Genomic DNA, 20707 nt, shown 5'->3' on the forward strand with positions numbered 1-20707 from the left:
TTGGATATATATGGCAAGCGCATCATGGCTTATTTACATTCCGCTGAAGAGCGAATGGTAGTCTTCACCCGTTAGTGAAAATGCACATCTCTCGCTCGCTTCGACTGATTTCAAGCGTAAATTGGTATCGTGTCCGCAGGGTATACTCTGAATGGGCATAGGCTTTGGTACGCAAAACCCGTTCAAACAGTCGGTAGCAGCGAAATCGGACACCTCATTATGAGGGTTTAGAGTCTGCCTGAACACATTAGGGTTGCGCGTTTGACATTGCTGCATCAGCCTCTGCCTGTCGACGGCGATCACGAGCAATCTTGGCGAGCAGCGTTCGACTGCACCCAGTCGCATCCATTATATCGCGCCAGCTTCGGCCATCGCGAAGAAGGCTCGAGATCGCAGCGTTGCGGGTCTTGTTCTCGGGACGCCCCTTATAAAGGCCCGCTGCCTTGGCTTTTGCAGTGCCTTCGGCTTGTCGACGACGGCGATCCTCATAGTCCTTACGGGCAACCGCGGCGAGTACGTCCAACATCATGGCGTTGACCGCTGCGAACATTCGGCCGGTGAACTCATCCGTCGGTGCCGTCAGGATCCACGACGTCGGCAGGTCGAGTGCAACAACCCGGACCTGCTTGGCGTCGATTAGATTACGCAGCTTGATCCAGTCGGGTGAGGTGAGGCGGGAAAGCCGATCAACCTGCTCGACCAGGAGCACGTCTCCCGGCTCGCAATCTGACAGCAGGCGGAACAGCTCTGGCCGGTGAAGCTTGGCTCCACTTTCGTTTTCGACATAGCGGGCCGCAATCCGAAGCCCGTGCTTGGCCGCAAACACGTCGAGGGCGCTCTTCGCGCGCGACGCATCCTGTTCGGAGGTAGAAGCGCGCAGATAGGCTCGAATGAACATCCCGTAGTCTTCTATATGTGGTGCTTATTAGTCTAGTCCTTTTTACGTCGTCAGGACGATATTAAAATACCAGCTATTGAAAGGTCTGCGAAAGGCATACGTTAAAAGCACCGGAGATTATGCACGTGGGGCAGCTTCACGTCGATGAGCCATAATCCAAACGGTGTGGTACAAACGAGGCTCGCTGGCATACCGTGGGGACGGTTGCTGCTAAGCCGGGATATCCCTAGAAGATGATGACGATGCTGATCAGAGGTACAGAGGCCGTCATGACGCTACAGATCAACATAACGCCAAACGGGCGCATGAGCCTGCCCGCTGACGTTCGCAAGCGGTTGGGCCTGACGGGTGGCGGTGCGGTATATCTCGACGAAACCGAAGATGGCGTTGTTCTGCGAACCGCCAGCCAAGCGGTGGCAAGGGCGCAGGCGCTGGCCGAGCAATATACCGGCGGTAATCCCGACGCCTCTGTTGACGCATTCCTCAATCGGCGTCGCGAAGATAGCGGCGAATGAGCGTGGTTCTCGACGCCTCGGCTCTCATCGCAATGATCAAGGGTGAAAAGGGATCTACCAAGGTTGCAGCCGGTATCGCCGGTGCGCGAGTGAGCAGCGTGAACTACGCTGAGGTGGTGACCCACTTCATTCATACCGGAATGCCCGAGCGAGAAGTTGATGCCATGCTTGATCCGCTGCCACTGACGGTAGTGCCGGCCGACAAGGCCTTGGCGAAAATCGCCGGGCGGCTGCGCGCCGCGACGGCCGAGGCGGGCCTTAGCCTTGGAGATCGCTTTTGTCTGGCTCTAGCCCGACGGGATGGATTGCCCGCTTGGACAAGCGACCAGAACTGGAAGAAGATCGCGGATGCAGTCGAGGTCAAGGTCGTGACGATCCGCTAGAACTTGGCGGGAAGGGCAGGGGGCAACCACCTGTCGATCCTCTGGAAGCGGAAGGTCTGCATCCTGGTGGAAAACCGCCTGTCCGCTGTTGGGCGGCGTTTCGGCGAAAGCTGCCGGGCGACTTCCGACCCATAGTAAGTCATTCAGGACAACTTTTCTGCTCCCTGAAAGCCGCCGTCCGGCCGCGCGGTTGGCTGCGGCTCAGCTGAACGAGCCGGGCACCGGCTCCTGCGTAGCGACACCGTTAACGCACAGGTTAGCGTGTCGCAGATGTGCGTTGAAAGTCGCGTAATTCCGCGACTGACATTCGCGACAGCTACGCCGTCAGCCGACCACGCTTGAGCTGGTGTAGCGAAACTCAGGATATTCGCGACAATCCTCCCACTAACCCATGACGATCATCTCGGTCGCGATCAGCGCGAGCAGGACCATGACGAGCTGGCGGAAGCGCTCAACGGGCAGACGCTTGATGAGCAAGCACCCCGCCCAGGTGCCAACGATCATCGCCAGCCCCATCGCGATCGCCAGCGGCCAGAAGGTTGGTCCAAGGTCGATCGTCGCGCCGTAAACAATTGTCTTGGAACTGTGCATCACGATCGAGGCGACCGCGTCACTCGCGACATAGGCAAGCGGTGGCAAACCGAGGCTCAGGAACACCGCTGCGCCGAGCGGCCCGGCGCTCCCGACTAGCCCGGACAACAGGCCGGTCACACCGCCCCCGATCACCAGCACGCGGCGCGAGGGTTTAAACGCGATCATGCCCGTGGCCTTCAGGATGACGAACAGCAGGATCGCCACGCCCACGATCCGCGCAACGAGCGCCGTCGGTAGCGACGCGAACGACAATGCGCCCAGCATCGAGAACGGTATGGCAGCGGAGAGGAACAGCAACACGGGCCGCCAACGGATTGGCGCCAGCCCAGCCCATCCCGGCCGGCGCACCGTTGCCGATGATCTGGACGATCGTCAGCAGCGTCACCGCTTCGGTCACGCCGACGACTTAAATCAGCAGCGGCAGCAACAGCAGTGCCCCGCCAAACCCGGCCGAACCCGAGATTGCAGCAGCCGCAAATGCACCGACGATCAGCAGCCCATATTCGATCATTGGTGTCATCGGTCGAACCGCGGCATGACCGACCAGTGTTCCAGCTGCTTGTAGACGATCACCTTGTCGCCGAGCAGGTCGCCATGTCGCCGGCAGAACCGGTCGAGCTGGTCGCGTTCGCCGACGAGTTCGACGCAGATCGTCAGATGGGGATCGGCCGCCTCCGATCCGTTCTCGCGGATCTGGCCGTGGTTGCTGAACCCATAGTGCGTGTGTTGCGCGACGGCATTGATGATGCCGTCTGGATTAGCTCGCGATAGAGCGGCTTGGCAGCCCACAGCGTACGCAGGCTGCGCTCACCAATTCGGTCGGACGGTTTCATGTAGATACGCAGCATGCCGATTTCGCGATGCTGGACGGTGAAACGATTGGGCATGGACAAACCCTCGATTGGTGGGGGGATCAGGAGCGTGGGCTTCGCGAGGCGCGGTGTGCCCGCGCCTCGCGAAGCGTCGCGTTCGGGGTGAGGCCGGTCGCCGGCACCTTCGGCACCGCGACGCGCTGCGACAGGTAGATGCCGTTATGACCGGAGCAGAGGTAGGCGACGAAGCAGGCCACCGCGATCGGCACCGCATAGGCAGCGCCGAACAGTTCGATGCCCATGAAGGTGCAGGCGAGCGGGGTGTTGGCCGCGCCCGCGAACAGCGCGACGAAGCCGAGCGCGGCGAATACGCTGGTGGGCACGCCGAACATGGGGGCGAGTGCGTTGCCGAGCGCCGCGCCGATGAAGAACAGCGGTGTCACCTCGCCACCCTTGAAGCCGGCGCTGAGCGTGACGACGGTGAACAGCAGCTTGATCGCCCAGCTCCACGGATGCGTGTCCGGTCCGAAGAAGCTGGCGATGGTGAGGCTGTCGGGCGTCGCTGCCAACGTGCCGAGTCCGAGATAGTCGCGCGTTCCGAACAGGTAGACGAGCGCGATGACCGCGATGCCGCCAATGGCGGGGCGTAACGGGCCATAGGAGACGATGCGCTTGAGCCACCCGCCGAGCGTGTGATTGGCTTCGGCGAAGGCGAGACCGACCAGCCCGAACGCAACCCCGGCGACGCCCGCCTTGGTGACGAGCAGCGCATCGACCGGCACCAGCGCATCGATCCGGTAGACGCCGTGATGGATGCCCCAGGCAAGGCACGTCCAGTCGCCGACCAGTGCCGCGACCAGGCACGGCACCAGCGCGCGATATTCGACACGCCCGATCGCCAACACCTCCAGTGCGAACACCGCCCCTGCGATGGGCGTGCCGAACACCGCGCCGAACCCGGCCGCAATGCCCCCCATCAGCAGGATGCGGGTGCCGTCAGCATCGAGCTTGAGCGCGCGACCGAAACCGCTGGCGAGACTGCCGCCCAACTGGACGGCGGTGCCTTGCGCCCGGCCGAACCGCCAAACAGATGGGTCACCACCGTGCCGAAGAAGATCAGCGGTGCCATCCGCAGTGGCACCCCCCCGCCCGGTTCGTGGATCTGCTCGACAATAAGGTTGTTGCCGCCCTCCACCGAGCGGCCGGTCAGATGGTAAAGCAGTCCGACCACGAACCCGCCGATCGGCAGCAGGTAGAGCAGCCAGGGAAAGGCAAAGCGAAGCCGGGTCACGGCATCGAGGCTCCACAAGAAAGCCGCGCAGAGCGTTCCCACCATTGCGGCCATCGGGACCAGGATCAAGGCCCATCGCAGCACCGACATGGCATGGGTGCGGCGATCGCGAATGAACGCTGCCATGTTGAACTGGTCGTAGAGATTGCGAAATGTCGCGCGCACGATTCCTCCTTGCTGCCTTGCGGCGCCTGGTAGGAATCATCGACCCTTGCGAGGGCGGTTCGGCCGAATGGCCCGGCGGAAATCCATCGCCGTGCCGAGCATATGCTGTCCGACGGCGACCTGGTCAACCATCGGCAGGGTCACGATGAGACCATTGTTTTGCTGAGGATCAATAATTGGCTCAACCATGGAATAAATCTCGACGGGCGTCGTCTACGCTTTCGAGACTGATGCGCCGGAGGCTTATGCGTAGACGAAATTGGATGCTGGGTCTGACTGCTTCGGCCATGCTCACCGGCGCAGTCGCGGCCGCCCCCGCCGATGGCTACGCCAGCATGGTATCTGCCGCGATGGACCGGATGATGGCGGGCATGATGGTCAAGCCGTCCGGCGACGTCGACCGCGACTTCGTCGCAATGATGCTTCCGCATCACCAGGGCGCCATTGATATGGCGGTGGCAGAGCTGCGCTACGGTCATAACGAGCAGCTCAAGCGCATTGCGCAGGAGATCATCATCGATCAGCAGCAGGAGATCGCCGCCATGAAGTTGGCGATTGGTCAGCCGCTACCCCCTTCGACGCCAGCCCCGACGCAGGGCGGCGACTACCACAGCCATATGGAGCACTGACATGATCCGGACCTTCCTGCGCTCGGCCGCCTTGCTGATGAGCGCCGCACCGGGCATTGCCATGGCCCAGCAGGCGCCGTGGAACGCCAAGGACGTGCCTGTCAGCCACCGCGACCGCGTCTATGCATCCGAACAATTCTCCAACACGGTGTCGGTGACGGACCCGGCCGACAACAGGTTGCTCGGCGTCATCAAGCTCGGCGATCCGCAGCCGATGAATTTTTCCCCGCTCTACAAGGGGCAGGTGCTGGTTCACGGCCTCGGCTTCTCGCCGGACGGGAAAACACTGGCGGTCGTGTCGATCGGATCCAACGCCGTGTCGTGGATCGACACCGCCACCAACACCGTCAAGCACACGACCTATGTCGGGCGCAGCCCGCATGAGGCGTTCTTCACGCCGGACGGCAAGGAGGTGTGGGTTACGGTACGCGGCGAGGATTACATCGCCGTGCTCGACCCCAAGACGTACAAGGAGACCGGTCGCATCAAGACGCCCGGTGGTCCGGGCATGACGATCTTCTCTCCCGATGGCCGATACGGCTATGTCTGTTCCTCGTTCAATCCGGTGCTGGCCGTGTTCGATGTCTCGACCCACGCGCAGGTCGGACAGGTGGCGCAGCCGAGTCCGTTCTGTCCCAACATCGCCGCGACGCCGGACGGCAAGCAGGTGTGGTTCACGCTGAAGGACATCGGCAAGACGGTCGCATTCGATGCCAAGCCGCCTTTCGCGATCCTCAAGGTGCTGGATACCGGACCGATCACCAATCACGTCAACTTCGCCCGCACGGTCAGGGGACAGTTCGCCTATGTCACGGTAGGCGGGGAAAACGCGGTGAAGGTGTTCCGCACGTCCGACTTCGCGCTTGTCGCCACCATCCCGGTCGGCAAGATGCCGCACGGTGTCTGGCCATCGGGCGACGGCCGGCGCATCTATGTCGGGCTGGAGAATGCTGATGAACTTGCCGCGATCGACACCGCCGGCAACAAGGTCGTTGCCACCGTGCCGGTCGGACAGGCACCGCAGGCGATCGCCTATGTGCCGAACGCTATTCCGACAGGCCTCGGCACCGACAATCTTCAACCGCTCGGTACGGCAGGCAAGGCGGTGCATCTGAACATGGGGCCGGTTCGCGGCAATGGTGCTGCAAGCAGCATTACCCTCTTCGACCAGGGCATCATTCAGGTCGTGCAGAGTGCCGTTACCGGTTTGCAGCCCAAGAAGCCTTACATGCTCGTGCTCACCGCCAACGCGGACGGCAGCGGTGCGGTAGAGCCGCTTGCGAACTTCATGAGCAATCCGGCAGGTGCGGCGATCGTCAACGCGTCGGGTCCGATCCGGCAGATCGTTCAAGGCAGCACCGCGGCACCCCGGCGTTTTCTGGCGGTCGCCGAGGTGGTGAACGGCGCTCCGGGCCGCATCGTGCAGGTGCAGCGCGACTGAGATGGACCCGCTTGCCGCCGCGATCGAGCCACTGATCCCCGGTCTGCGCCGCTATGCCCGGTCGTGGTTGCGCGATCCGGCGATGGCGGATGACGTGGTGCAGGATTGCCTTGAGCGCGCGGTCGGGCGCTGGCGCCAGCGATGGGGTGCGGAGGTTCGCCCATGGGTCTACGCGATCCTGCACAATCTGTTGGTCGACCATCAGCGGCAGCACAGTCGGCGAGGTACGGCGGTTCCGCTCCACCTCGTCGACGACGCTGCGCTCGGCCGCCCGGCCGATCAGGACGTAGGCCTGCACCACCGAGACCTGTTGCGCGCACTTGATGCGTTGCCCGAGGAGCAGCGGACGGTGCTGCTCCTCATTTCCGTCGAAGGTCTGTCATATGGGGAAGTCGCTGCCGTCGTCGGCGTGCCGCTGGGAACGGTGATGTCGCGCATATCGCGGGCGCGCGACCGTCTGGCGACGCTCCTCCGCGAGGGTGAACGGCCACGATTAAGGAGTATTCGATGACCAGCCCGATCGGAGAGGACGATCTGGCCGCGTGGATCGATGGAAGGCTGTCGCCCGAGCGGCAGCGTCTGGTCGACGCTTACCTTGAAGGCCAGCCGGACGTGCATGCCCGTTTGCGGGAGCAGGCGGAGCAGGCGCGAGCCCTTGCGTCCCTGTTCGCTCCCATCGCGGAGGAACCGATCCCGGCGACGATGCGCGTCGCAGCCATCAGGGGACGGCAACGCCAACCGCCTTGGCAACTCGCCATCGCCGCGTCGCTTCTGCTGGCGGTCGGATTTGGCGGTGGTTGGTCGAGCGCGCGGTGGAGCGGCGAACCCCACGCGGGCATCGCGGCGCTGGCCAATGAGGCGAGCGACAATTTCCGTGTCTATGCCGCCGACCGGATTCGACCGGCGGAAATCGGCCCCGACCAGCGCGCCATGCTGATCCGATGGACCTCCAGCCGATTGGGTGAGCGCGTGACCATCCCGGACCTCAGCACAGCGGGTTACCGCTATGGCGGGGGGCGATTGGTCGCGACGCCCCACGGCCCTGCAGCGCTGCTCCTCTATGATGGACCGCAAGCGTCGAAGCTTGCGGTGCTGACGAGGCCCATGCAAATCGACAAGAGCGCAAGCATGACCAGCACGTCCAGCGGGACCATGGGCCGGGTCACATGGGCGGTCGACGGGATCGGCTATAGTGTGGTGGGGGAGCGCCCCGCTGCCGAGCTGCATCCGATCGCCAACGAGGTCCAGCGCCAGGCCGATGCGGCGCTTGTGTCCTGATAGCACCTGGCCAGTTCTCAGCGCCGACAGGCACTGGGCGGACCAGCGGGATCACGGCTTGCGCGCGGCATCGTTCCGGTCGGCCTCTGCCGGAGTCAGCCTGGCCCGTTCGCGAATGCGACGTTCGAGTGGAGCGCCGACGAACAGTACGAGCATCGCAAGGCTCAACCCGCCGATGATGAGCGGCCACACCGCCAACCCTGCTGCCGCGCCGATCGTGGCTGTTACCCAGATGCATGCGGCAGTCGCCAATCCATGCACTTCCTGACCCTGGCCGACCCGCAGCACAGCGCCGGCACCGATGAAGCCGACGCCGGACAGAATGCCCTGCATCGCCCGTCCTGCGGCATCGGCGTTCACATTCGGCAAGCCACTGTGTACGATCGCCTGCACGGCGATGCAGCTCGCCAGACCGACGAGGCCCAGCGTCCGCAAGCCCATGATCTGCCGGTTCTCGCGCGAGCGTTCCCAGCCGAGCACCATCCCAGCCGCGGTCGCCACCACCAGCCGCCCGATCGCATCGATCCAAAAGCCGAGATCCGGTGCCGCTGACGCTTCGATCATTCGACCAGCACGTGCACATGATGCCAGGCGGTGCACAGATAGCCAGCGAAGTTCCACATCGTATCCGGCCGCTCGGGCTGACCCTGTCCAGTGTCGTCGAAGGCGCGCACGACAAGGTGCTGGCGCCCCTTGTCGAGCGTGGCGTCGAGGGTCCAGCGCCGCCAACCCCAGTGCGCCTCCGGATCATCGGTGAACGTCGCCTGTTGCCAGTCGCGACCACCGTTTACCGACACTTCGACCCGAGAGACGCGGCGATCATAGGCGATGGCATAGCCCTCGATCCGCACCTCCCCGGCCGGCAAGCTTTCGCCAGAGCCGGGCACGCAGATCGCGGCGTTGAGCGGCATGGCATTGATGGTCAGACCCTGGCTCCAGTCGACGGTGTCGCTCGTCACATCGGCAGGAAAGAGCTTGTAGTCGTGCGCCTGGATCGGTGCGTCGGATGGCGTCTCGCGCACCTCGATCCGTGTCAGCCATTTGGCGCTCCGCACCCCGGCATAGCCCGGCACCACCATGCGGATCGGTGCGCCGTGTTCGGGCGTCAGCGGCTCGCCGTTCATCGCCCAGGCAATGAGGACGTCGGGTTGCCGCGCCTTATCCATGGCGATCGAGACCCCGAACAATGCTTCCTCGCCTTCGACGTCCACCTCGTCCGCTCCGGTGAACGCCACGAACAGGTCGGACGCATCCGGCGCACCGACGGCATCCAGTACGTCGGACAGTCGTACGCCGGTCCACTCCGCATTGCCGATCGCGCCCACGTCCCACGGGTCGCCGGACGTTTTTGCGAACTGCTGAAGATCCGTGCGCCGGTTGCCGGCGCACTGGAGAACTGCCGTCACCGTCCGCGTGGCCAACGCGCTCTTCAACTCCTCCACCGAGAAGGAGCGTCTTTCCATGCTCATCCCGCTGACCTCGATCCGGTGATCGGCAGGCAGATCAGGCACCGCACCATGGCTGCGCACGTAGAACAGCGCCTGCGGCGTCAGGAACCGCTCGATCAGCGCGCCGGGCGTCGGCTCGGCGTTGTAGGGCTCGGATTTGCGCTCGATCATATCAGTCATGGACGAACCAACGCCGCAAGCGCGCGGATCGCTTCAAATCTTCAAGACTATCGCAGACGAAGGATTACCGATCGTTCCGATATCCAGATTGAAATAAACGGATCAAACGGTTGGTCGTATCGATAAGATTGCGCGATATAAGCTGCATGACCCTGGAGCAACTCAGAATATTCGTCGGTGTCGCCGAGCGCGAACACGTCACCAAGGCAGCGGAGGTGCTGAACGTCACGCAGTCCGCTGCCTCCGGCGCGGTCGCGGCCCTCGAAGCGCGCTACGGGGTTCCTCTGTTTCACCGTGTCGGGCGTGGCATCCAGCTGACCGAAGCAGGCCGCGGCTTTCTGGAGGAAGCGCGCGCAGTGCTGGGGCGGGCAGCGCATGCCGAGACGATGCTGGCGGACTATGCCGGGCTTGCCCGTGGTTCGTTGCGGATCGTCGCAAGCCAGACGATCGCGAGCTACTGGTTGCCGGCAAAGCTCGCCTCCTTCTACGAACGCCACCCGCAGATCGCGGTCGAACTGGCGATCGACAACACCGAAGGTGCAGCAGCGCAGATCCTGAGCGGCGCGGCGGAGCTCGGTTTCGTCGAGGGCGAGGTGGACGAACCGGCGCTCGCCCTCTGGAATGTCGGGCGTGACCCGATGGTGCTGGTCGGCCATGAGGACGCCGGGCGCGTCGACGAGGACTGGCTTCGCGCTGCACGCTGGATCGTCCGCGAGCAGGGTTCGGGCACGCGCTCGACCTTCGAGGACGTGCTGCGAACGCGCGGGTTTGATCCGGCCCAGCTGACAGTAGCGATGACGCTGCCGTCCAACGAGGCGGTGCGTACCGCGGTCGAGGCCGGTGCCGGCGTCGCTGTGTTGTCGCGATTGGTCGTCGCACGCGCGCTCAAGGCCGGCGATCTGGTCGAGTTGCCGCTTGGGTTACCCGATCGCGCCTTCCACGCGCTGCGCCACAAGGAACGCTATCGCACCCGCGCGGCCGACGCGCTGACGGACCTCATCAAGGAGCAGGTCGCATGACTGCCGACGCACCTTCGGCCCTGACCGGCCTCAAGCCGCTAAGCAGGCTCGATCACCCGCGCGAGATGATCCGCCAGTTCACACCCAACTGGTTCGCCGCGACGATGGGCACCGGCATCCTCGCTCTCGCGCTGCCGCAGGTGCCCAATATCGGCCCCGCGCTCAAACCGATTGGCGAGGTGTTGTGGTTCTTCAACATCGCGCTCTTCATCCTGTTCGCCGGTCTCTATGGCGCGCGCTGGGCGATGTTCGGGCATGAGGCACGGCGCATCTTCGGCCACAACACCGTGTCAATGTTCATCGGGACCATTCCGATGGGCTTGGCGACGATCATCAACGGATGCCTCGCCTTCGGGATCGCGCGGTTCGGTAACGGCATCGTGCCGGTCGCACACGTCCTGTGGTGGATCGACGTCGCCATGTCGCTCGCCTGCGGCGTGTTGATCCCCTACCTGATGTTTACCCGCCACGAGCACAGCCTGGACGGCATGACTGCGGTATGGCTGCTGCCGGTCGTCGCAGCGGAAGTGGCGGGTGCCAGCGGCGGGCTGCTCGCGCCGCATCTGACCGATCCTCACGCGCAGATCGTGACGCTCGCCACTTCCTACGTGCTGTGGGCCTATTCGGTGCCGGTCGCGTTTGGCATCCTCGCTATCCTGATCCTGCGCATGGCGCTCCACAAGCTCCCGCACGAGAGCATGGCGGCATCCTCTTGGCTTGCGCTGGGGCCGATCGGCACCGGGGCGCTGGGTATGCTGGTGCTTGGGGCGGATGCGCCGGCGATCCTCGCGGCGCATGGGCTGGTCGGTGTCGGTACCGTCGCGCAAGGGATCGGCGTCGTCGCCGGGCTCTGTCTGTGGGGTTTCGGCCTGTGGTGGCTGGCGCTCGCGACGCTCATCACCATCCGCTACTGGCGCGCCGGCGTCCCATTCAACCTTGGCTGGTGGGGCTATACCTTCCCGCTCGGCGTCTACACCGTCGCCACCTTCCGCCTCGGTACGACGCTGAACCTAGGCTTCTTCGGTATTGTCGGCACAGTGCTGACGGTCGCGCTCGCGGCGATGTGGCTGCTGGTCGGTGCCAAGACACTCGCCGGAGCATGGCGCGGCAACCTGTTCGTCTCGCCCTGCATCGCTACCCCGAACTGATCCACCCTGATGATCGGATCAATCGGTCCGATCACTTGCAGAACGCCGCTTCGAACCGCCAGCGTGGCTGGCCACAGGAGAGCCTTGTCATGGACAATTTTGACGCCGCGCTGGCGAGTGAAACCAGCCGTCGCCGCTTTCTCAGGCGTACGGCGCTCGGCACCGCCGGCCTTGCCGCAGCACCTGCGCTGGCGCAGCAGCTCGTCGACCTGAAGCTGCCTGGCGGCAATGCCGAGCGGCCGATGACCAACGCCTTTCCTGGCAAGGGCAGCATGATCCTCCAACGCATCCATCCTCCGCTGTTGGAGACGCCGATGGACGTGTTCGACAAGTCGGTGTTCACGCCCAACGACCAGTTCTTCGTTCGCTGGCACTGGGCCGACATTCCAACCTCGATCGACGTCGAGAGCTTCCGCCTCAACGTCTTCGGCCACGTCAACCGACCGCTGTCGATTAGCCTCGCCCAACTGCTGCGCCTGCCGCGGGTCGAGATGGCGGCGGTCAACCAGTGTTCGGGCAACAGCCGTGGGCTGTTCCAGCCCCGGGTCGCCGGCGCGCAATGGGGCAACGGCGCGATGGGCAATGCCAAATGGCTCGGCGTGCGCCTGCGCGACGTGCTGGACCTCGCGGGGGTCAAGGCAGGCGCGGTACAGGTGCGCTTTGGCGCGCTCGATCAGCCGGTTGTGGCGGACGCCCCTGACTTCGAGAAGGCGCTCGACATCGACCATGCCCGCGACGGCGAAGTGATGATCGCCTTCGGCATGAACGGCGAGCAGCTGCCGCTCCTCAACGGCTTTCCCTGCCGGCTGATCGTCCCGGGCTGGTATTCGACCTACTGGGTCAAGATGCTGAACGCGATCGAGGTACTGCCCGGCCTTGACGACCAGTATTGGATGGCCAAGGCCTACAAGATACCGGCGACACCCGGCGCGAATGTCGCGCCCGGTGCCAAGGACTTCCCGACCGTGCCGATCAATCGCATGATCCCGCGCAGCTGGATGACCAGCCTGCCCGATGGCCAGGCGATCGCCTATGAGGCGTCGATCCCGGTCGGCGGCATCGCGATGGGCGGCGATTGCGGCGTCGCCAAGGTCGATGTCTCGTCGGATGGTGGGCGCACTTGGTACAAGACGACGCTCGGAGTGGACGAGGGCAGGTACAGCTTCCGTCGGTGGGATGGTCGCGTGCCGCTGAGACGCGGTCCCAACCCGATCATGGTGCGCTGCTGGAACACCAATGGGGTCGCCCAGCCGATGAAGCCGATCTGGAACCCGGGCGGGTTCATGCGCGGCAACATCGAAACCACCACCATCATCGCGGCCTGAGGAGCGAGTAGCATGAAGACCCCGTCTACCGGCATCATGGCCGCTGGCCTGATCGGCCTGACCGGTATTATCCTCGTCTCGATCGGGGCGCCGAGCAGCCGCAAGGCGCCTGCCCCGATCTCCGAGACATCCGAGCCGGCACCGCCCACCAGCGTCTCAGCCCGCGGCTTTTCGCTCGCCTCGACCAGCGTCGACCTGCCGGTCGATGACGTTACCTACCCCGATGGTCCGCACGCCGACGTCATCAACGCCAACTGCACTTCGTGCCACTCGGCCAGCATGGCGCTGACCCAGCCTGCGCTATCGGCGGATCAGTGGAAGGCGACCGTCACCAAGATGCGCGAAGTGTACAAGGCTCCGGTGGCCGAGAAGGACGTCAACGCGATCGTCGCCTATCTCATCGCTATGCCGAGCCACAAGGCGGCACCCGCGACAGGCAAGGCACAGGATCCCGACCCCAAGGCGGCTCCCGATGCCTCAGGTGGAACAGGCTAACCGATCTCCTTCCATAATCCCGAAATACCATCGAGGCTGTTGAAAAACGGCTGCTTGCGACGGTGACGGGGGCGTGATTCACTCCTGGAAGGCGGTAGGGGGATCACGGACATGATGGGTCGGCAGGTGGCGCAGGGGGCGCTGTTCTATGGTTTCCGGCTCGATGAGCATGTGCCGGTCGACCACCTGCTCCGACGCATCGACGGCGTGTTGGACTTCGGCTTCGTGCGCGAGGCGCTGGCGTCGAGCTACAGCACGAGTGGGCGACCCTCGATCGACCCGGAGCTGATGCTCAGGATGCTGCTGGTTGGCTATCTGTTCGGCATCCGCTCGGAACGCCGCCTGTGCGAGGAGGTGCACCTCAACCTCGCATATCGTTGGTTCTGCCAGCTCGATCTGGGCGACCGAGTGCCCGACCATTCCACCTTCTCCAAGAACCGGCACGGCCGCTTCCGCGCCTGCGACCTACATCGTCTGCTATTCGAGCAGGTAGTCGCGCGGTGCGCCGCGGCCGGGCTGGTAACGGGGCGCGACTTGGCGGTGGACGGCAGCACGATCATCGCCGACGCCAGCCGCGAGAAGAAGCTGAAGGGGGCCGACGCCGCAGACGAGCTTCGTGCCGGGGAAAGCATATCGCGACCCGTCGCCGAATATCTGGCGGCGCTCGATGCCGCGTTGCCGCCGGACCCCGACGAACCAGCGCCCGTCGATCCGACCAGCATCTCGCCGACCGACCCGCAGGCGGCGCTCACCTGCAAGCACGGACCGGCGCGCTACGCATACGCCATCAACCCCCTGCTCGACCTCGACACCGACTGCATCCTCGACGTGGAGGCGACGCCCGCCCGCTTCGCAGCCGAGGTGGCGGCGACCCGGACGCTGGTGTCACGCGCCGGCACCAGGCTGGGCATCGAACCCGCCAGTCTCTCGGCCGATAAGGCGTATGGTAGCGGTCGGCTGCTCGGCTGGCTGATCGACCGGAACATTACGCCATACATCCCGGTCATAGACCGGACCCGCCAGCGGGACGCCTTCTTCACCCGGGATGCCTTCCGCTACGACCGGGAAGCGGATGCCTACTGCTGTCCGGCGGACAAGCTGCTCAGCTATTGCGGCACCAACCGGACCAAACAGGTGCGTGTCTACCGAAGCCGGCCAGCCGATTGCGCCGCCTGCGAGCTGAAGCCGCAATGTACCATCGGTCCGAAGCGAGGTGTCACCCGGCTCGTCAGCGAGGAAGCCCGCGATACCGTGCGCGCCCTTGCCGGCACCGACGCCTATGTGCACGCACGGCGTCGAAGACAGCGGATCGAGCGCGTGTTCGGCCACCTGAAACGCAACCTGGGGCTACGAACGCTCAAGCTGCGAGGCCTGTCAGGAGCCGCCGAGGAGTTCACCATGGCCGCCGCGGCATACAACCTTCAGCTGCTCGCCCGGCAGGCTGCGCCGGCCTGATACGCGGCGTATCCGACTGTGCCGGCGTCACCAGCCATCCGCCACGCCGATTTCGCGCAGGCCTTTATCAACGGTCTCCATCGTTTGTGGGACGGTCGCCAGCAGTGAACTGCAACGCGCCGACACTGCCTTGCGAGCGGACAGAAGGAAGAGCTTCAACCCTCAATGAAGCTTCATCGGTGCCGTTTGGTAGGGTGCAGTTTGGTCCTCCTTGGTTAGGACTCCAGGCGGACCAAAGGGCCAATCCGAGCTAAATTCTTAATGTCCCTTTTTGGCGGAAATCGGACCGGCCAGAGTAGGAACGCAGAGGGTATACCTAAAAAGCACTAGCAAAAATTCGATCAATGTTGCGGGAAAGCAGGGGAGGGGAGCCAAGTGTCTCACCCGGCTCTAGCTTAATTCACTATATCGTCTATGCTGGATATATGGAAAATAACACCGCGATCGCCGCGCTTAGCGCACTAGCGCAAGGAACACGGCTCGATGTGTTCCGCCTACTGGTTCAGCACGAGCCAGACGGCGTGGCTGCAGGCGATATTGCTCGGCAGCTCAATGTGCCGCAAAACACGATGTCGGCGCACCTTGGCATCCTCGCGCGTGCGGGCCTGGTCCGCTTTGAACGGCATAGCCGCTCCATCGTCTACCGCGCAGATCTGGACGGACTGCGCGCACTAACCCTGTTCCTCGTCAAAGACTGCTGCGCCGGCTCGCCCGAACTGTGCGCGCCACTCTTAGCCGAACTCACCCCCTGCTGCTGAAAGGACGCCCCGTGGCCGTCGATATCGTGATCTATCACAACCCCGAGTGCGGCACGTCGCGCAACGCGCTGGCGATGATCCGGAATGCCGGCATCGAGCCGCATATAGTCGAATATCTGAAGACGCCGCCCTCGCGCGCGCTGCTGGTCGAGCTGATCGATCGCGCCGGGATCACGCCCCGCGATCTGCTGCGTGAGAAAGGCACGCCCTATGCAGAGCTAGGCTTGGGCGACACGTCGCTGTCCGACGACGCGCTGGTGGACGCTATGATGGCACATCCGGTCCTCATCAATCGGCCGCTGGTTGTCTCTCCGGTCGGCGTGAAGCTCTGCCGACCGTCCGAAGCGGTCCTTGATCTGCTGTCCGAGCCGCAACAGGGGGCGTTTGCCAAGGAAGACGGCGAAAAGGTCGTGGACGCCTCGGGTCAGCGCATCGCCTGATGCTGCTTGCGCTCGCTATCTTCGTCGCCACGATCGCGCTCGTCATCTGGCAGCCCAAGGGCCTCGGCATCGGATGGAGCGCATTGGGCGGAGCGGCGATCGCGTTGCTCGTCGGGGTCGTCTCGCTCTCCGACGTGCCGGTTGTGTGGGGTATCGTCTGGAATGCGACCGCGACGTTCGTCGCGATCATCATCGTCAGCCTGTTGCTGGATGAAGCCGGGTTCTTCGAATGGGCGGCGCTCCATGTCGCGCGCTGGGGCGGGGGGCATGGTCGCCGGCTGTTCGTGCTGATCGTGCTGCTCGGTGCGGCAGTGTCGGCACTGTTCGCCAACGATGGCGCGGCCCTGATCCTAACGCCGATCGTAATCGCGATGCTGCGCGCGCTGGGATACAAGGACAAGGCAACGCTGGCGTTCGTTATGGCGGCGGGGTTCATCGCCGATACCGCCAGCCTGCCGCTGATCGTATCCAACCTCGTCAACATCGTGTCGGCCGACTTCTTCCAGATCGGCTTTGCCGATTATGCCTCGGTGATGGTGCCGGTCGATCTGGCGTCGATCTCCGCGACGCTGGTCGCGCTGCTCCTGTTCTTCCGTCGCGACATACCGGGCAGCTATGATGTGGCGCAGCTCCGCACGCCAGCTGACGCGATCCGCGATCCTGCCACGTTCAAGGCGGGCTGGGTCGTCCTCGCTCTACTGCTCGCCGGCTTCTTCCTGCTTGAACCCCTCGGCGTGCCGGTCAGCGCCGTTGCCGCTGCCGGCGCGGTCCTCCTGCTCGTCATCGCCACGCGCGGCCATGTCATCCAGACGCGCAAGGTGCTGGCCGGTGCGCCGTGGCAGGTCGTGATCTTCTCGCTCGGCATGTACTTGGTCGTCTACGGCTTGCGAAATGCTGGCTTAACCGACCATCTCGCGGGCCTGCTCGATCGCACCGCGCAAGGCGGTGTGTGGGGTGCCGCGTTCGGGACCGGAATCATCGCGGCGCTGCTGTCGTCGGTGATGAACAACATGCCGACTGTGCTGGTGGGTGCGCTGTCGATCGACGCGACGCACGCCACAGGCGCGATCAAGGAAGCGATGATCTATGCCAACGTGATCGGGTGCGACCTTGGCCCGAAGATCACGCCGATCGGGTCGCTCGCGACGCTGCTCTGGCTGCATGTCCTCGGGCAAAAGGGCATCCGGATCGGCTGGGGCTATTACTTCCAGGTCGGTGCGACACTAACAATTCCGGTGCTGCTAGTAACGCTCGCGGCACTGGCGATTAGGATCAGCGTCGCATGACTGCACTCGTATATCCGGCTGCTGCGCTTGCGGAGATCGCAGGCTGCTTTGCCTTTTGGGCATGGTTGCGGCTGGGCAAATCGCCCCTGTGGCTGGCTCCAGGCGTGGTCTCGCTTATACTGTTCGCCTGGCTGCTGACACGCGTAGATAGCGATGCCGTAGGGCGGGCCTATGCTGCCTATGGCGGCGTCTACATCTGTGCATCGTTGATCTGGCTGTGGGCTGTAGAAGGGGTAAGGCCCGATCGCTGGGACGCGGGTGGGGCCGCACTTTGCCTGATTGGCACCTGTATCATTCTGCTTGGCCCAAGGACCGCCTGATGCCGCTCCGCACTCTCTCCGATCCCGATAATCTGCCCGCGCTCGATCGGCGCTATGCGCTCGATCGTCCTGCTCTTGGGCTGGGCGCTGGTGATCCGCCTCCGCGCATCCTGTTGCTCTACGGCTCCCTGCGGGAGCGGTCCTTCTCGCGGCTTTGCGTCGAGGAAGCCGCCCGCCTGCTGCAATTCTTCGGCTGCGAAACGCGGATCTTCGATCCTTCGACCCTGCCGCTACCCGATCAGGTGACTGGGGACGATCACCCTGCCGTCCACGAACTGCGCGAACTGTCGATGTGGTCGGAGGGGCATGTGTGGTGCAGCCCTGAGCGGCACGGCCAGATTACCGGCATCATGAAGCTGCAAGTCGATCACCTGCCGCTGTCCATGGGTGGGATGCGCCCGACGCAGGGCCGCACGCTCGCCGTCATGCAGGTGTCGGCCGGATCTCAGTCGTTCAACAGTGTAAACACCCTGCGCGTCCTCGGCCGCTGGATGCGAATGGTGACGATCCCCAACCAGTCCAGCGTAGCCAAGGCGTTTGCGGAATTTGACGACGCCGACCGGATGAAGCCGTCCAGCTATTACGACCGGATCGTAGATGTGATGGAAGAGCTGGTGCGCTTCACGATCCTGCTGCGACCGCACACGGCGCAACTCGTCGATCGTTACTCGGAACGGAAAGAAGCTGGCGTGCCGCTCAATACGCCCACGGACTTGTCGAGTATCGCCATTGCACCCCAAGCGCCGCGCAAATGACTAGTGCCGTAATCGTCCGGTCGGCAGTCATCACAGACGCGGGTGCGATCCAGGCAATCTACGCACCTGTGGTGGAGGAAACAGCAATTTCATTCGAGGAGGTGCCGCCCTCTGTCGCCGATATGGCCGCTCGCATCGAGGCAACCTTAAAGGACTACCCGTATCTCGTGGCGGAACGGCGTGGTCGGGTTATTGGATATGCTTATGCCAGCCAGCATCGCAGTCGTGCCGCCTATCGCTGGTCTGTCGATATGACGGTCTATATCGCGCCTGAGGCGCAGCGGTCGGGGGTTGGCCGCAGCTTATATACAAAGCTGATTGCTGACCTTGCCCACCGCGGTTTTCATACGGCTTTTGCGGGGATCGCCCTGCCGAACCCCGGCAGCATCGCATTGCACGAAAATATGGGGTTCATTCCTCTAGGCATCTACCGAGAGGTTGGGCGAAAGTTTGATAGCTGGCACGATGTAGGGTGGTGGCAGCGTCTACTCAACGACGACACCATTCTTGGCTGATCGCATGGCGTATCAGACGTTGTGCATCATCCTATGTGCATCTAGTTAGACCGGATGAAACGCTGGGGTCGCCCACTCTCCAAGATATTGCATTCCATGGCGTTTTTCGTCCTGGCAGTAATGTTGCTGGTCCGGCTTGGCCCGCTCTGCGAGACGATGGCGATGGCCGCGCCTCCGGCTGCGTCCGCGATGATGGACTGCGCCAGCAAATCAGCAGGCGCTCCCGTCAAAAAGGCGCCTGCGTCGGCCTGCGCCATACCGTGCGTTGCGGTTGCTGGCGAAACCGTCGAGCATATCGAGCTGGTTCCTTCCTCCCGTCTATCGCCTTGGCCGGCTCCACAGACGGGCCTTTTAGGCATGGCATACGCTCCGGCCACACCCCCTCCGCAAACCGTGTGACGTCGAACACCATCACACGTAAATTTCGGAGAATATCATGACCAAGTTCAAGCTCATCAGCGCTGCCTTCGCCCTCACCCTGTCGACTGGCGCATTCGCCGCTGTCGCCAATTGCTGCGCCGACATGGCGTGCTGCAAGGACGGTGCGGACTGCTGCAAGGATGGCGCAAAAGCCAAGGCCGCGGACTGCTGCGATCATGCCAAGGGCGGCATGAAGCACGGCTAAAAGCTGGATAGGGGCGGGCAACCGCCCCTGTTTTCCTAGTCTACATCTACTCGGCGCGGCACGCCGTCGCGCCATGGTCGCTGTGACGAGCGGAGAGTTACCCGTAGGGTTGAGGCTCTTCCCCGAACTGCATCCATCGTTCGGCCCATCTCGCGTGCGATTACCGCCAGAGTCTGCTTGGCCTCGATACGCCGACGAAGCTCGGCGTCATCATCATCGGTCCACGCCGTTCCACGTCGAGCGGTCAGCCCAATACCTCCTCAATCAGGAGCAATCCCAGAAACCCGATGAAGAACATCGCGCTGATAAGCGGGGTGTCAGGCTTCTCGTGCGCCTCGACCAATAGCTCCTCCGTCACGAGGTAGAGCAGCGCCATCAAACCGAAACTGAGAAACCCAGCGATGACGACGGGCGGAAACGTTGCAACGGGAGTCGCTATCGCCGCACCGATCGGCAGCAACAACGCGATCCCCATCGTAATCGCGATGATCCGCGCCTTGGACTTGATCGTCTCGCCCAACTCGGTCGTCACGGTCAGTCCGAGAAACAGCACCTCCAACGTCAACGCGATCGTCAGCAACACCCCGGCCTTCCCGCCAGCGACGAACGCCAACCCGAGAACAAGCCCGTCGATCAGGATATCCACTGCGACCGCGCCCAACATAGCGATCGGTCCACTGGCGCGACCCTCAAGGGCTTTGAGTGACAGCATCACGACTATGCCTAGCGCGCCGCCTGTGAATGTCGCGATCGGCGAGCCTTCGTGCATCACCTGCGGCAGGATCTCGGCAGCCGCTGCGGCGAACACGACGCCTGCCGCCAAGTGCTGCATGGCGCTTACGAAGGCATCACTTGGCCGTCTCGATACCGCGAATAGCGAGCCGATCAGTACGGCAACGACGGGAATGAGCGTGAAGGCAACGGCCTGCATA

24 protein-coding genes, 1 pseudogene and 1 riboswitch are annotated in these 20707 nt (G+C 63.6%); of the genes and pseudogenes, 18 read left to right on the plus strand and 7 right to left on the minus strand.

Annotated features, from left to right (window positions below; all coding sequences use genetic code 11):
• Positions 1-247 precede the first annotated feature (247 nt).
• Positions 248-898 (minus strand): recombinase family protein, encoded by a 651-nt coding sequence (locus ASE91_RS12455; RefSeq protein ID WP_055817306.1) that lies wholly within the window; start codon positions 896-898, stop codon positions 248-250.
• A 269-nt stretch (positions 899-1167) separates the two neighbouring features.
• Here ASE91_RS12455 and ASE91_RS12460 point away from each other — a divergent pair, with 269 nt between their 5' ends.
• Both ASE91_RS12460 and ASE91_RS12465 read left to right on the plus strand, forming a co-directional pair.
• The gene (locus tag ASE91_RS12460; protein ID WP_055818096.1) at positions 1168-1413 is read left to right on the plus strand and encodes an AbrB/MazE/SpoVT family DNA-binding domain-containing protein; all 246 of its coding nucleotides are present in this window, start codon (positions 1168-1170) and stop codon (positions 1411-1413) included.
• Positions 1410-1796 (plus strand): type II toxin-antitoxin system VapC family toxin, encoded by a 387-nt coding sequence (locus ASE91_RS12465; protein WP_055817303.1) that lies wholly within the window; start codon positions 1410-1412, stop codon positions 1794-1796. Before ASE91_RS12460 ends, ASE91_RS12465 begins: the two co-directional genes overlap by 4 nt.
• Positions 1797-2180: 384 nt before the next feature.
• On the opposite strand, the gene ASE91_RS12470 is transcribed toward ASE91_RS12465, so the two are convergent.
• The 3 genes and pseudogenes from ASE91_RS12470 to ASE91_RS12480 all read right to left on the minus strand — a co-directional run bounded on the left by ASE91_RS12470 (position 2181) and on the right by ASE91_RS12480 (position 4547).
• On the minus strand, positions 2181-2690 hold the full coding sequence (locus tag ASE91_RS12470) for a sulfite exporter TauE/SafE family protein (RefSeq protein WP_200909276.1): 510 nt from the start codon (positions 2688-2690) through the stop codon (positions 2181-2183).
• Between the two features lie 216 nt (positions 2691-2906).
• Positions 2907-3179, minus strand: a complete 273-nt coding sequence (locus ASE91_RS12475) for a DUF190 domain-containing protein (RefSeq protein ID WP_235513449.1) — start codon at positions 3177-3179, stop codon at positions 2907-2909.
• Positions 3180-3303: 124 nt separating this feature from the next.
• Positions 3304-4547, minus strand: a pseudogene (locus ASE91_RS12480) (voltage-gated chloride channel family protein).
• A gap of 134 nt (positions 4548-4681) precedes the next feature.
• A riboswitch (Fluoride riboswitch) is annotated at positions 4682-4758 on the minus strand.
• Positions 4759-4921: 163 nt separating this feature from the next.
• On the opposite strand from ASE91_RS12480, the gene ASE91_RS12485 reads away from it, so the two are divergent.
• The 4 genes from ASE91_RS12485 to ASE91_RS12500 are packed head-to-tail and all read left to right on the plus strand — an operon-like array spanning position 4922 to position 8006.
• Complete coding sequence (locus tag ASE91_RS12485) at positions 4922-5287, plus strand: DUF305 domain-containing protein (RefSeq protein ID WP_235528336.1); 366 nt, start codon at positions 4922-4924, stop codon at positions 5285-5287.
• 1 nt (position 5288) lies between these two features.
• Entirely contained in the window at positions 5289-6728 is a 1440-nt protein-coding gene (locus ASE91_RS12490; protein ID WP_055817296.1) for a YncE family protein, read from the plus strand.
• A gap of 1 nt (position 6729) precedes the next feature.
• The gene (locus ASE91_RS12495; protein ID WP_056626646.1) at positions 6730-7239 is read left to right on the plus strand and encodes an RNA polymerase sigma factor; all 510 of its coding nucleotides are present in this window, start codon (positions 6730-6732) and stop codon (positions 7237-7239) included.
• Entirely contained in the window at positions 7236-8006 is a 771-nt protein-coding gene (locus ASE91_RS12500; protein ID WP_055817290.1) for an anti-sigma factor family protein, read from the plus strand. Before ASE91_RS12495 ends, ASE91_RS12500 begins: the two co-directional genes overlap by 4 nt.
• Before the next feature lie 51 nt (positions 8007-8057).
• Here ASE91_RS12500 and ASE91_RS12505 read toward each other — a convergent pair whose 3' ends face one another.
• Together ASE91_RS12505 and ASE91_RS12510 are read right to left on the minus strand one after the other, a co-directional pair.
• Positions 8058-8570, minus strand: a complete 513-nt coding sequence (locus ASE91_RS12505; protein ID WP_056626649.1) for an MgtC/SapB family protein — start codon at positions 8568-8570, stop codon at positions 8058-8060.
• Entirely contained in the window at positions 8567-9634 is a 1068-nt protein-coding gene (locus ASE91_RS12510) for a sulfite oxidase (RefSeq protein WP_055817283.1), read from the minus strand. Before ASE91_RS12510 ends, ASE91_RS12505 begins: the two co-directional genes overlap by 4 nt.
• A gap of 146 nt (positions 9635-9780) precedes the next feature.
• Between ASE91_RS12510 and ASE91_RS12515 the strand changes: the two genes are divergently transcribed.
• From ASE91_RS12515 to ASE91_RS12565, 12 genes are all read left to right on the plus strand, one after another.
• Positions 9781-10653: a LysR family transcriptional regulator gene (locus ASE91_RS12515; RefSeq protein WP_056626652.1), complete on the plus strand. Its 873-nt coding sequence runs from the start codon at positions 9781-9783 to the stop codon at positions 10651-10653.
• Positions 10650-11801: a TDT family transporter gene (locus ASE91_RS12520; protein WP_056626653.1), complete on the plus strand. Its 1152-nt coding sequence runs from the start codon at positions 10650-10652 to the stop codon at positions 11799-11801. The genes ASE91_RS12515 and ASE91_RS12520 overlap by 4 nt, the downstream gene beginning before the upstream one ends.
• Before the next feature lie 89 nt (positions 11802-11890).
• A complete protein-coding gene (locus ASE91_RS12525; protein ID WP_055817273.1) occupies positions 11891-13126 on the plus strand; it encodes a molybdopterin-dependent oxidoreductase in 1236 nt (411 codons plus the stop codon).
• Positions 13127-13138: 12 nt separating this feature from the next.
• Positions 13139-13621 carry a c-type cytochrome gene (locus tag ASE91_RS12530; protein ID WP_055817270.1) on the plus strand — a complete coding sequence of 161 codons (483 nt, stop codon included), beginning with the start codon at positions 13139-13141 and terminating at the stop codon, positions 13619-13621.
• A gap of 111 nt (positions 13622-13732) precedes the next feature.
• Complete coding sequence (locus tag ASE91_RS12535; protein ID WP_056626655.1) at positions 13733-15076, plus strand: IS1182 family transposase; 1344 nt, start codon at positions 13733-13735, stop codon at positions 15074-15076.
• Positions 15077-15501: 425 nt separating this feature from the next.
• Positions 15502-15834: an ArsR/SmtB family transcription factor gene (locus ASE91_RS18915; RefSeq protein WP_082454003.1), complete on the plus strand. Its 333-nt coding sequence runs from the start codon at positions 15502-15504 to the stop codon at positions 15832-15834.
• Between the two features lie 11 nt (positions 15835-15845).
• A complete protein-coding gene (gene arsC, locus ASE91_RS12540; protein ID WP_082454004.1) occupies positions 15846-16274 on the plus strand; it encodes an arsenate reductase (glutaredoxin) in 429 nt (142 codons plus the stop codon).
• Entirely contained in the window at positions 16274-17560 is a 1287-nt protein-coding gene (locus tag ASE91_RS12545) for an arsenic transporter (protein WP_055817265.1), read from the plus strand. The genes arsC and ASE91_RS12545 overlap by 1 nt, the downstream gene beginning before the upstream one ends.
• Positions 17557-17880: a YnfA family protein gene (locus tag ASE91_RS18920; protein ID WP_082454005.1), complete on the plus strand. Its 324-nt coding sequence runs from the start codon at positions 17557-17559 to the stop codon at positions 17878-17880. Before ASE91_RS12545 ends, ASE91_RS18920 begins: the two co-directional genes overlap by 4 nt.
• Complete coding sequence (gene arsH / locus ASE91_RS12550; RefSeq protein WP_055817262.1) at positions 17880-18635, plus strand: arsenical resistance protein ArsH; 756 nt, start codon at positions 17880-17882, stop codon at positions 18633-18635. The genes ASE91_RS18920 and arsH overlap by 1 nt, the downstream gene beginning before the upstream one ends.
• Positions 18632-19150 carry an arsinothricin resistance N-acetyltransferase ArsN1 family B gene (locus ASE91_RS12555; protein ID WP_055817259.1) on the plus strand — a complete coding sequence of 173 codons (519 nt, stop codon included), beginning with the start codon at positions 18632-18634 and terminating at the stop codon, positions 19148-19150. The genes arsH and ASE91_RS12555 overlap by 4 nt, the downstream gene beginning before the upstream one ends.
• Before the next feature lie 436 nt (positions 19151-19586).
• On the plus strand, positions 19587-19775 hold the full coding sequence (locus ASE91_RS12565; RefSeq protein WP_041394287.1) for a hypothetical protein: 189 nt from the start codon (positions 19587-19589) through the stop codon (positions 19773-19775).
• A gap of 244 nt (positions 19776-20019) precedes the next feature.
• On the opposite strand, the gene ASE91_RS12570 is transcribed toward ASE91_RS12565, so the two are convergent.
• A complete protein-coding gene (locus ASE91_RS12570; RefSeq protein WP_055817253.1) occupies positions 20020-20706 on the minus strand; it encodes a ZIP family metal transporter in 687 nt (228 codons plus the stop codon).
• Position 20707: the final 1 nt, after the last annotated feature.

The sequence above is a fragment of the Sphingomonas sp. Leaf62 genome, assembly GCF_001421915.1.
Taxonomy (GTDB): Bacteria; Pseudomonadota; Alphaproteobacteria; order Sphingomonadales; family Sphingomonadaceae; genus Sphingomonas.